Genomic DNA, 10,146 nt, shown 5'->3' with positions numbered 1-10,146 from the left:
GGCTCGTCAGGGACGGCACGGTGACGAGCTTCGACGGCGACCTCGAGGAATACCGCACGCTGATCGTCGGCGGCGGCAGGCCGCGGGACGACAAGCCCCGGCCAGGCCCCGCCGACGAGGCCTTGTCCCGCGCGGACCAGCGCAAGGTGAACGCCGACCGGCGGGCATCGCTGGCGCCCTTACGCAAAAAGATCAACGAAATCGAATCTCTGACGGCGAAACTGGAGAAACAGATTCAGGCGCTTGACGTGGAGCTTGCGGATCCGGCGCTCTACGAGAAGAACCCCGCCGCCGCCGCCCGCAAGGCCAAGGACCGCGCCGACGCCGCAGCGAGACTCGCGGCGGCGGAGGAAGAATGGCTGGAGCTTTCGGGGGAATACGAGGGGGCGATGGCGGGGTAAGGCGGTACCTTGGCGGGCAGCCACAATCGTCCTAACATCGTCCTGCCAAAACGATTGCCAACCGGAAGCCATGGAACAGGAAGAATGGCAAAGGCTCTCTCCATCGAACTTGCACCGGAGATCGAAACACGGCTCGACGCGGAGGCGCGTGCGCTCAATCTTTCGACCGAAACCGTCGCGGAACGGGCGATCGCGGCCTGGCTGGACGGCCAGAGCCTCAAGCGCATCGCAATCGACAATGCCCTCGATGAGGCCGGCGACGGCGCTTTCATCTCTTCCGAGCGCATGAACCGCTGGATCGATCACTGGGGCGAAGACGAGATCGACCCGCCGGAGCCAGACGTCTTTTTGCCGGCGCGATGAGAATTGTCTACCTTCCATCGACGCGCGCGGACCTTCTGTGGTTTCGCCGCTATTACGAGCATGTCTTTCCCGAAGGCTTGACGCGCGCCCGAAACCGGTTCCGCGCAATCGAGCGGCTGCTTCGGGACAATCCGAATGCCGGCCGGCCTTCCGGCGTCGCCGACATACGTGAACTGCCCGTGTCGAAAACGCCGTTTCTGGTCATCTACCGCGTTCGCGAGGACCGGATCGAAATACTCAGGCTCTGGGATGCCCGGCGAAATCCGGATCATGCGCCGCGTTAGACAAGCCCTCAGCCAAGCTCGAACGTGGTGATGCCGAAGATCCGGTCGAGCGGCAGGCCGGGAGCCTCGCCGCGGTACATGCGGGCGGTCTCGAAGACCGGTTCGAGACCGTGGCGGGCGCAAAGCGCCTTCGCCTCGCCGTTCGGCACGGGGATGTCGAGATAGACGTCGCCGGCGCCCGCCTCCATGACGAGGGCGCGGAACAGGAGGTCGGCGTTCATCGCCGTGTCGGCGAAGAGCGGGCCGATCTTGCGGCCGCCGCGGCAGGCGCGGATCGTGCCGAGGCCGGCGATCGTGCCGTCGTCGATCAGCACGAGGCTGCGGCGCGTCTCCGTCTCCCGTGCCCATTGCCCGATGAAGGCGGGCCGCGGCGCCGGATTGAACCGCGCGTCATAGTCGACGATCATCGGCATGTGGACCGGCGCGACCGGGATGACGCGCTTGTCGCGCACGGGCTCGGTGCGGAGGCGTCCGCCGTAGCGCATGTTGCCGTGGGTATAGGCGAACCCGGAGCGGCGATAGTTTTCCTGCTGCGCGACCACGCCGTCGAGGCCGATCGTGCGCGGCCCGGCGGCGGCGACCGCATGCTGCCAGAGCGCCCGGCCGATGCCCTGCCCGCGAAAATCCGGGTGCGCGATGTAGAAGCCGAGAAAGGCGAAACCGTCGCCGTAGCGCACCATCGACACCGCCGCCGCCGGACGGCCCGCAAGCTCGGCGAGGAAATATCCCCCCGGGTCGGCGGTCCAGAAAGGATCGGCGTCGTCCAGCCCGGGGTTCCAGCCTTCGGCTGCCGCCCAGTCCAGAATCATGGCAAGGTCGTCCCTGCCCGCCTGCCGTATCGCCGCTTCCGCCACCCTGCCGTCTCCGTCCTCGTCGCGGGAAAACCTTCCGCCGGCCGGGATCGTCTGTCAACGGCCCCGGCCCGCCGCCTTTCATAAAAAAACGCCTAAAAAACATGCAGATAACCGTTCGCGACAGCTTAGACGAAAGTCGTAGGCGACCGTGCGGACCTTATTTCGCCGCCGCGCTTGAAACCCCCGGTTTAAAATGTTTAGGTTCGCGGTGATCACGAGAGCGGGGGCAACCCGCCCGCTCACCATTGGGAGGATAATTGATGGATCGTCGTTCATTCATGAAGAAGGCCGGCGTCGCCGGTGTCGGCGGCGCTGCCGCCACGGTGCTCGCCGCGCCCGCCGTCGCGCAGAGCAATCCGAAGATCAACTGGCGCCTGACCTCGTCGTTCCCGAAATCGCTCGACACCATCTATGGCGGCGCCGAGGTCCTGTCGAAATACGTGTCCGAGGCGACCGACGGCAACTTCCAGATCCAGGTCTTCGCCGCCGGCGAGATCGTGCCCGGCCTGCAGGCCGCCGACGCGACGTCCGCCGGCACGGTCGAGGCCTGCCACACGGTGTCCTACTACTACTGGGGCAAGGATCCGGTCTGGGCGCTCGGCGCGGCCGTTCCCTTCGCGCTCAACGCCCGCGGCATGAACGCCTGGCAGTATCACGGCGGCGGCATCGACATGTTCAACGAATTCCTGGCGACCCAGGGCCTCGTCGGCTTCCCGGGCGGCAATACCGGCGTGCAGATGGGCGGCTGGTTCCGCAAGGAGATCAAGACCGTCGCCGACCTGCAGGGCCTGAAGATGCGCATCGGCGGCTTCGCCGGCAAGGTGGCGGAAAAGCTCGGCGTGGTGCCGCAGCAGATCGCCGGCGGCGACATCTATCCGTCCCTGGAAAAGGGCACGATCGACGCGGCCGAATGGGTCGGCCCCTATGACGACGAGAAGCTCGGTTTCTACAAGGTCGCGCCCTACTACTACTATCCCGGCTGGTGGGAAGGCGGCCCGACGGTGCATGCGATGTTCAACAAGGCGGCCTTCGACGGCCTGCCGAAGGCCTACCAGTCGCTGCTGCGCACCGCCTGCCAGGCGACCGACGCCAACATGCTGCAGAAATACGACTACCTGAATCCCTCGGCGATCAAGCGCCTCGTCGCCAACGGCGCGAAGCTCAGCCCGTTCAGCCAGGAAATCCTGTCGGCCTGCTTCGACGCGGCCAACGAGGTCTATGCCGAAATGGAGGGCTCCAACGAGACCTTCAAGAAGATCTGGGGCTCGATCAAGGCGTTCCGCGGCGAGTACTATCTCAACGCCCAGATCGCGGAATACAACTACGACACGTTCATGATGATCCAGCAGCGCGGCGGCAAGCTCTAGGCTTGACCGAACGGCTGAATTGACGGCCCGGAGCGGCGACGCTCCGGGCCGTTTCGTTTCATGATTTGGCCATCAGCGGACGGGGTGGCAAGGAGGGGCGGTCGATTGCAGACGAATTCGAGCGAAGCGCGGCGTCACAGCATGGTGGGGATTCTGCTGATGTTTGCAGGGGTGGCCTGCCTCAGCGTCAATGACGCCTTCGCCAAGGCGTTGACTGCACAATATTCGACACTGCAGGTCCTTTTCCTGCGGAACGTCATTGCCCTGCCCTTCGCATTTGCCGTTGCGTGCTGGATGGGCGGCACCGGAGCATTGCGAACCTACCGCCCGGCAGCACACCTGCTGCGCGGCGTGCTGTGGATCTGCGCAGCCATGCTCTTCTTCACCAGTTTCCGCTATCTTCGGCTGGCGGAGGCGACGGCGCTCATCTTCGTCGCGCCCATGTTCATCACCGCTCTTTCCGCGCTGATGCTTCGCGAACAGGTCGGGTGGCGCCGGTGGGTAGCGGTCACTACGGGCTTCGTCGGCGTCCTCATTGTCGCAAGGCCCGGCGGCTCGTCATTTCAGCCAGCCTCGATGCTGCCGGTTGTGACCGCGCTTCTCTACGCTTTTCTGCTGATCAGTGCGCGATGGGTGGATAGCCGCGAGAGTGTCTGGACGCTGCTTCTCTACCTGACCGGCGCCGGCGCGTTGCTCAGCGGGCTCATCGTGCCGTTCGTCTGGACGGCAGTGCGGGCCGAAGATGTCTGGCTCTTCGTCGGCATCGCGCTGTTCGGAACGGCGGGCATGACAATGATGACGCAGGCCTTCCGTCTCGCGCCGGCATCTGTCGTCGCGCCGATCGACTACAGCGCGCTGCTCTGGGCAACGGGATTCGGTTGGCTCATCTGGAACGAAATTCCGGATGTGGCGACCTATGTGGGCGCCGTCGTCATCATCGCGAGCGGGATCTATATCGTCTTGCGGGAGCGGCACGTCGAGGACCAGGGCCTCGACCGCTGAGAGATTTTTCCGCGGCTCGCTTTCGCGGTGCAGGTAAGCGGATGGCCGGCAGCCCGCCGGCCATCAGTTGCGAACTGCACGTCAGTTAAACGACGGCGGGCTTGAGAGGTCGTTGTTGGGCTTCTCCTCGCCGGCAGTGCCGTTCTGGTCGGCGGGCTGCTGCTCGGCTCCGCCGTCCAGCGGATTGCCGCCTGGCAACTGCAGGCCGCCCGGCAGGCCGAGGCCGCCGCCGTTGTCGGGGAGCGTCAGGCCCGGCAGGCCGCCCTCGCCGTTCCCGAAGCCCGGAACCTCGATCTTGATCGTCGCCGGATCGATGCCGCTTCCCTCTCCCTTGTAGTGCATGACCATCTGCGGGAACATGATCGTCAGCGCCACCATGATGATCTGGATGCCGACGAAGGGCACCGCCCCCCAGTAGATCTGGCCCGTCGTGACCGGCTGGGTCACCTTGCCCGTCACCTTGTCGAGATAGGGCACGCGGGCGGCGACCGAGCGCAGGTAGAACAGCGCGAAGCCGAAGGGCGGGTGCATGAAGCTCGTCTGCATGTTGATGCCGAGCAGGATGCCGAACCAGATGAGGTCGATGCCGAGCTTGTCGGCGGCCGGCGCCAGCAGCGGCACGATGATGAAGGCGAGCTCGAAGAAGTCGAGGAAGAACGCCAGGAGGAAGACCATGACGTTGACGACGATCAGGAAGCCGGTCTCGCCGCCCGGCGTCGCGGTCAGCAGTTCCTCGACCCAGATATGGCCGTTCACGCCGTAGAAGGTCAGCGAGAAGACGCGGGCGCCGATCAGGATGAACAGCACGAAGGAGGACAGCCGGGTCGTCGAGGCGAGTGCCGAGCGGACCACCTCCAGGTTCAGCCGGCCCTTCGCGGCCGCCATGACGAGCGCGCCGACCGCGCCCATGGCGCCGCCTTCCGTCGGCGTCGCGATGCCGAGGAAGATGGTGCCGAGCACGAGGAAGATCAGCGCCAGCGGCGGGATCAGCACGATGATCACCTGCTGGGCGAGCCTGGACATCAGGTTGATGTTCAGCCCCTTGTCGACGAGCGCGAAGACATAGATGACGGCGACGCCGACCGTCGCGCCGAGGATGTCGGCATTCCCGCCCTGCGTCGGCGAGAGGACGACATGGGCGAAATAGGTGATCGCCGTGGCGACCGCGACAGCCACCAGGAGCGACGTCACGCCGGAGCCGAGCGAACGGGCCTCCAGCGGCAGGGCGGGCATGGAATCGCGCCGGATGAAGGTCATGAGCAGGATGTAGCCCATGTAGAGGCCCGTCAGCACGAGGCCCGGGATCAGCGCGCCGGCATACATGTCGCCGACCGAGCGGCCGAGCTGGTCGGCAAGCACGATGAGGACGAGCGATGGCGGGATGATCTGGGCGAGCGTGCCCGAGGCGGCGATGACGCCCGAGGCGACGCGCCGGTCGTAGCCGTAGCGCAGCATGATCGGCAGCGAGATCAGGCCCATGGCGATGACCGATGCCGCGACGACGCCGGTGGTCGCCGCCAGCAGCGCGCCGACGAAGATCACCGCATAGGCGAGGCCGCCGCGGATCGGCCCGAAGAGCTGGCCGATCGTGTCGAGCAGGTCCTCGGCCATGCCGGAGCGTTCGAGCACGATGCCCATGAAGGTGAAGAACGGGATGGCGAGCAGCGTGTCATTCGACATCACCCCCCACAGCCGTTCGGGCATGGCGTTGAGCAGCGGCCAGGAGAGGTTGATCGAATCGGAAAACGGCGCGAGTTCGACGCCGATGACGAAGAACAGCAGGCCGTTCGCCGCAAGCGCGAACGCGACCGGATAACCGAGCAGCAGGAAGACCACCAGCGACATGAACATGATCGGCGCCAGGTTGTGGGCGATGAACTCGATCATGCGCGGTTCTCCCCGACGGGCGTGTCCATGTCGAGCGGCGCATGCGTCGGCACATAGGGCGTCGGATCGTCCATGTCGCCCGTCATGATCGCGATCTTCTTGATGATCTCCGAGATGCCCTGCGCGAGGAGCAGGACGAAGCCGGCGAGCAGGATGGCCTTGGCCGGCCAGACGATGAGACCGCCGGCGCTGGAGGAGCCCTCGCCCGACCGGTAGGACATCAGCACGTAGGGCACGAGATAATAGACCATCAGCAGCACGAAGGGCATCAGGAACAGGCAGTGGCCGAGAAGGTCGATCCAGTGCTGCACCCGGCGCGACAGGGCGCCGTAGACCACGTCGATGCGGATATGCTCGTTCTGGCGCAGCGTATAGGCGGCGGCCAGCATGAAGGCGGCGCCGAACAGGTACCACTGCGCCTCCAGCCAGGCGTTGGACGAGATGTTGAACGCCTTGCGCACGATGGCGTTGCCGGCGCTGACGAGCACCGCGACGAGAATCAGCCAGGCGACGGCCTTGCCGATATTTTCGGTGACATGGTCGATGAGCCGGCTCAGGCCGAGCAGCTGTTTCATGAGTTCCTCCCCGCAATGGCTTTTATTCGCGTTTTGCCAAGCACAGGCAGAGTGCCGATTTCAAGCCCTTATTCAAGGGTACGGCGGGGTTTTCCCGGTCCGCCGGGCGGCTTTAGCCGAAAGCGCAAGCAAGTCGCCGTGCAATGCACAAACGATAGGCAGCAACCGGCGCCTGGACGCCCTTGCCCTCACCCGGCATTCTGCTAAAACACCGCCGCAATAATCATACAATTCGAGCGAAACCCCGAATCGAGCGCACCATGTCCCCGATCCATCTAGCCATCGTCGGCGTCGGCAAGATCGTCCGCGACCAGCATCTGCCCGCCATTGCCGGGAACAGCGACTTCAGGCTGATCGCGGCGGCAAGCCGCAACGGCACGGTCGACGGCATCGACAATTTCAAGACGATCGACGCGATGCTGGAAAAGGTGCCGGCGATCGAGGCGGTGTCGCTCTGCATGCCGCCGCAGTTCCGCTACGAGGCGGCGCAGAAGGCGCTTGCCGCGGGAAAACACGTCTTCCTCGAAAAGCCGCCGGGTGCCACGCTGTCGGAAGTCGCCGACCTCGAGGCGCTCGCCGCCTCGAAGGGTCTCTCCCTCTTCGCAAGCTGGCATTCGCGCTACGCGCCGGCCGTCGAGGCCGCGAAATCCTTCCTCGCCGGCACGACGATCCGCGCGATGCAGGTGATCTGGAAGGAGGACGTGCGCCACTGGCATCCGAACCAGGACTGGATCTGGCAGGCGGGCGGCCTCGGCGTCTTCGACCCGGGCATCAACGCGCTGTCGATCGTCACCCACATCCTGCCGCGCCCGGTCTTCATCACCGCGGCGACGCTGGAATTCCCGGAGAACAAGGACGCGCCGATCGCCGCCGACATCCGCTTCACCGACGCCGCCGGACTCGACCTTTCGGCCGAATTCGACTGGCGCCAGACCGGCAAGCAGAGCTGGGACATCATCGCGGAGACCGAAGCCGGCCGGATGGTGCTGTCGGAGGGCGGCGCCAAGCTCGCCATCGGCGGCAAGCCGGTGCACGAGGAGCCGGAGCAGGAATATCCGATGCTCTACCGGCGCTTTGCCGAGATCATCAGGGCCGGCACCTCCGACGTCGACCTCGCGCCGCTCCGCCACGTCGCCGACGCCTTCATGCTCGGCCGCCGCAAGTTCGTCGACGTCTTCTACGACTGACGGCGACGCACCGCGGCTTGCCGGGATGACAACCGCCACCGCCGGACCGCCGCGCGACATTGCCGAGCGTCAACTGCCGGCAGCTCGCCCGGGATCGCCGGCTGAAGGTCATGCTTCCCCGTCGATCTCGGCACGTTCCGGTGGAGATGGCCTGGCATGTCCACTACCGCAACGATCCGGCCCACCGCTGGTTCCGGTCGCTGGCGGCCGAGACGGCGCGCACGGCGGCGCAGGGTGGTGGGGCGGCGGACGCGTAGTGCTGCAGCGCCGTCCTGGCCGGCTTGCCCGACAAAGTCATGACAACCGCGCCTCGAGCTGCTACAGTGAAGCGCCCGGAGAAAGTCGATCATGGCCGTACGTTCTGAAAAGCTGGACCTTCGCCTGACAGCGGAAGCAAAACGGACACTGAGCGCAGCGGCCAAGGCGACGCGTCGCTCGGTGAGCGAGTTCGTGCTCGAAAGCGCGCTCGCCCGCGCCGAAGAAGCGCTGCCGGACCGGCGGTTTTTCGGGCTTGACGCGGAACACTGGGACGCCTTCCTGCAGGCGCTGGACGCGCCGCCGCGGGACCTGCCCCGGCTCAGGCGCCTGCTGGAGACACCCGGCACCTTCGACACGGAGCGGTAGCCCCGTGGATCTCCGCATCGAAAAGCTGCGCCGCGACCATCGGGTGGAAGCTTTCGATTGCGGCAAGGAGCCGCTCAACCGCTTTCTCGTCCGCCATGCGCTCCAGAGCCAGTTTGCCAACAGTTCGCAGACCTACCTTGCGCTTGCCGACAGGGAGGTCGTGGGGTTTCACACGCTCGTCTTCGGGCAGGTCGAATATGACGATGCGTCGGAACGGCTGCGCAAGGGGCTGGCCCGGCATCCGATTCCGTTGATGATCCTGGCAAGACTGGCGGTCTCGACGGGGTGGACCGGCAAGGGCATCGGCTCGGGACTGCTGAAGGATGCCCTGATGCGCACGCTCGCGGCGGCGGAAATCGCGGGCCTGCGTGCTTTTGCCGTGCATGCGAAGGACGAGGAGGCCCTGTCCTTCTACCGCCATTTCGATTTCACGGGGTCGCCGAGCGACCCGATGCATCTCTTCGTGCTCTTGAAGGATGTTCGCTGATCCGGCGGGTCAGGGGAGCGAAGCAGCGCTACGCAGTCCCTTCCGCCAGCCGGCGCGTATAGGCGTTGACGATGCCAAGCCGGGCCTCGATCAGCGCAACCTTTTCCGGCGTGTCGGCATCCGTCGCCTCGATGTCGATGAAGAGCTGTTCGAAGCCGCCGGGCGTGACGATCGCGAACATCTGGCCCTCCGCGTCGGAAATATTGACCCAACCGTGTTCGACATGCGGCGGCAGCGTTACCACCGTTCCCGGCGGCGCATCGAATGTCTCGCCGCCGCAGGTGAAACGGTAGGTTCCGCGAATGACGCGGAATACCTCCGTCTCGCGGGTGTGGACATGCGGTGCCGGTCCCTGTCCGGGTGGCGTGAAGGTTTCCCACATGCCGAATACACCGCCTGTTTCCGCCGCGGTCGCATGGATCACGACCGGCGCACCGAAAGACGCCCTCGCCGTCCGCTGCCTGCCGGGAACGGACGCAACTGCCTTGACAAAGGTTTCCATGACAGCCCCCGCCTTGAATGCCGGCAACCTTAGCATCCAGAAGGCCGCCGCGCAGCCTCCCCCTTAGGCCTTCTTCACCCAGCGCCCCTCGTTGGTCTGCTGCCAGTAGGTGAGCTGGTGGCCCTCGCCCTTGAGACGCTTCCAGTGGGCGCGGGCGGCATCCAGCTCGGGCTGGTCGTGACCGTCGAACAGGAAGATGACGCGCTCGTAGCCGTCGAGCGACGGCGGTTCGGCGCCGTCGACCAGGAAGCGGATCGTCGCGCCGTTCGGGTTGCCGGGCGACGCCGTCAGAAGCACCGGCTGGTCCGCGGCGAAGGCCTGCTCGTCGGTGCCGTGCGGCAGGAAGCTGTCGTCGCGGAAGGTCCACAGATGCGCGTCGAGCGCGTCGCGCCGCTCCGGCGTGCCGGTCTGGACCGCGACGCGCCAGCCGCGCTCCAGGCTCTTGTCGACGAGCGACGGCAGCGCGTCCTCGAGCCTCGATTCGGTGAGGTGGTAGAAAAGAACCTCGCTCACCGTGCCTACCCTTCGTAGTGCGCCCGCACCAACTCGTCGAGCAGGCGGACGCCGAAGCCCGATGCCCAGGACTGGCTGATCTCGCTCGCCGGCGAGCCCA

At 65.8% G+C, this 10,146-nt stretch carries 12 protein-coding genes and 1 pseudogene; 8 read left to right on the top strand and 5 right to left on the bottom strand.

Going from position 1 to position 10,146, the window contains the following annotated elements; all coding sequences use genetic code 11:
* The 3 genes and pseudogenes from LXM94_RS16150 to LXM94_RS26295 all read left to right on the top strand — a co-directional run.
* A pseudogene (locus tag LXM94_RS16150) lies at nt 1-401 on the top strand (ABC transporter ATP-binding protein); the annotation flags it as partial.
* 84 nt (nt 402-485) lie between these two features.
* The gene (locus tag LXM94_RS16145) at nt 486-764 is read left to right on the top strand and encodes a CopG family ribbon-helix-helix protein (protein WP_235772497.1); all 279 of its coding nucleotides are present in this window, start codon (nt 486-488) and stop codon (nt 762-764) included.
* A complete protein-coding gene (locus tag LXM94_RS26295) occupies nt 761-1,048 on the top strand; it encodes a type II toxin-antitoxin system RelE/ParE family toxin (RefSeq protein ID WP_408015651.1) in 288 nt (95 codons plus the stop codon). The genes LXM94_RS16145 and LXM94_RS26295 overlap by 4 nt, the downstream gene beginning before the upstream one ends.
* Before the next feature lie 8 nt (nt 1,049-1,056).
* On the opposite strand, the gene LXM94_RS16140 is transcribed toward LXM94_RS26295, so the two are convergent.
* Nucleotides 1,057-1,857: a GNAT family N-acetyltransferase gene (locus LXM94_RS16140; protein WP_235772528.1), complete on the bottom strand. Its 801-nt coding sequence runs from the start codon at nt 1,855-1,857 to the stop codon at nt 1,057-1,059.
* Nucleotides 1,858-2,162: 305 nt separating this feature from the next.
* Between LXM94_RS16140 and LXM94_RS16135 the strand changes: the two genes are divergently transcribed.
* Both LXM94_RS16135 and LXM94_RS16130 read left to right on the top strand, forming a co-directional pair.
* A complete protein-coding gene (locus LXM94_RS16135) occupies nt 2,163-3,269 on the top strand; it encodes a TRAP transporter substrate-binding protein (protein WP_235772496.1) in 1,107 nt (368 codons plus the stop codon).
* A 141-nt stretch (nt 3,270-3,410) separates the two neighbouring features.
* Nucleotides 3,411-4,271 carry a DMT family transporter gene (locus tag LXM94_RS16130; protein WP_235772495.1) on the top strand — a complete coding sequence of 287 codons (861 nt, stop codon included), beginning with the start codon at nt 3,411-3,413 and terminating at the stop codon, nt 4,269-4,271.
* An 81-nt stretch (nt 4,272-4,352) separates the two neighbouring features.
* Here the strand turns inward: LXM94_RS16130 and LXM94_RS16125 are convergent, their stop codons facing one another.
* On the bottom strand, nt 4,353-6,158 hold the full coding sequence (locus LXM94_RS16125; RefSeq protein WP_235772494.1) for a TRAP transporter large permease: 1,806 nt from the start codon (nt 6,156-6,158) through the stop codon (nt 4,353-4,355).
* A complete protein-coding gene (locus LXM94_RS16120; protein WP_235772493.1) occupies nt 6,155-6,733 on the bottom strand; it encodes a TRAP transporter small permease subunit in 579 nt (192 codons plus the stop codon). Before LXM94_RS16120 ends, LXM94_RS16125 begins: the two co-directional genes overlap by 4 nt.
* Before the next feature lie 260 nt (nt 6,734-6,993).
* Between LXM94_RS16120 and LXM94_RS16115 the strand changes: the two genes are divergently transcribed.
* From LXM94_RS16115 to LXM94_RS16100, 3 genes are all read left to right on the top strand, one after another.
* Complete coding sequence (locus LXM94_RS16115; protein ID WP_235772492.1) at nt 6,994-7,920, top strand: Gfo/Idh/MocA family protein; 927 nt, start codon at nt 6,994-6,996, stop codon at nt 7,918-7,920.
* A gap of 348 nt (nt 7,921-8,268) precedes the next feature.
* Entirely contained in the window at nt 8,269-8,544 is a 276-nt protein-coding gene (locus tag LXM94_RS16105; protein WP_235772491.1) for a type II toxin-antitoxin system TacA family antitoxin, read from the top strand.
* Between the two features lie 4 nt (nt 8,545-8,548).
* Nucleotides 8,549-9,031, top strand: coding sequence for a GNAT family N-acetyltransferase (locus LXM94_RS16100; RefSeq protein WP_235772490.1), 483 nt, complete (start codon nt 8,549-8,551; stop codon nt 9,029-9,031).
* A 28-nt stretch (nt 9,032-9,059) separates the two neighbouring features.
* Here LXM94_RS16100 and LXM94_RS16095 read toward each other — a convergent pair whose 3' ends face one another.
* Nucleotides 9,060-9,533, bottom strand: a complete 474-nt coding sequence (locus tag LXM94_RS16095) for a cupin domain-containing protein (protein WP_235772489.1) — start codon at nt 9,531-9,533, stop codon at nt 9,060-9,062.
* Between the two features lie 63 nt (nt 9,534-9,596).
* Nucleotides 9,597-10,046, bottom strand: coding sequence for a DNA polymerase III subunit chi (locus LXM94_RS16090; RefSeq protein WP_235772488.1), 450 nt, complete (start codon nt 10,044-10,046; stop codon nt 9,597-9,599).
* Between the last annotated feature and the right edge of the window lie 100 nt (nt 10,047-10,146).

Source organism: Rhizobium alarense, assembly GCF_021555155.1.
Taxonomy (GTDB): domain Bacteria; phylum Pseudomonadota; class Alphaproteobacteria; order Rhizobiales; family Rhizobiaceae; genus Rhizobium_D; species Rhizobium_D alarense.
Note: the sequence above shows the minus strand (reverse complement) of the source record. Positions and strands in the feature narration are given on the sequence as shown.

Excerpts from the sequence above, each read along its gene's own strand:
- LXM94_RS16145 (WP_235772497.1), top strand. The coding sequence starts at position 486 with ATGGCAAAGGCTCTCTCCATCGAACTTGCACCGGAGATCGAAACACGG.
- LXM94_RS26295 (WP_408015651.1), top strand. The coding sequence starts at position 761 with ATGAGAATTGTCTACCTTCCATCGACGCGCGCGGACCTTCTGTGGTTT.
- LXM94_RS16140 (WP_235772528.1), bottom strand. The coding sequence starts at position 1,857 with ATGATTCTGGACTGGGCGGCAGCCGAAGGCTGGAACCCCGGGCTGGAC.
- LXM94_RS16135 (WP_235772496.1), top strand. The coding sequence starts at position 2,163 with ATGGATCGTCGTTCATTCATGAAGAAGGCCGGCGTCGCCGGTGTCGGC.
- LXM94_RS16130 (WP_235772495.1), top strand. The coding sequence starts at position 3,411 with ATGGTGGGGATTCTGCTGATGTTTGCAGGGGTGGCCTGCCTCAGCGTC.
- LXM94_RS16125 (WP_235772494.1), bottom strand. The coding sequence starts at position 6,158 with ATGATCGAGTTCATCGCCCACAACCTGGCGCCGATCATGTTCATGTCG.
- LXM94_RS16120 (WP_235772493.1), bottom strand. The coding sequence starts at position 6,733 with ATGAAACAGCTGCTCGGCCTGAGCCGGCTCATCGACCATGTCACCGAA.
- LXM94_RS16115 (WP_235772492.1), top strand. The coding sequence starts at position 6,994 with ATGTCCCCGATCCATCTAGCCATCGTCGGCGTCGGCAAGATCGTCCGC.
- LXM94_RS16105 (WP_235772491.1), top strand. The coding sequence starts at position 8,269 with ATGGCCGTACGTTCTGAAAAGCTGGACCTTCGCCTGACAGCGGAAGCA.
- LXM94_RS16095 (WP_235772489.1), bottom strand. The coding sequence starts at position 9,533 with ATGGAAACCTTTGTCAAGGCAGTTGCGTCCGTTCCCGGCAGGCAGCGG.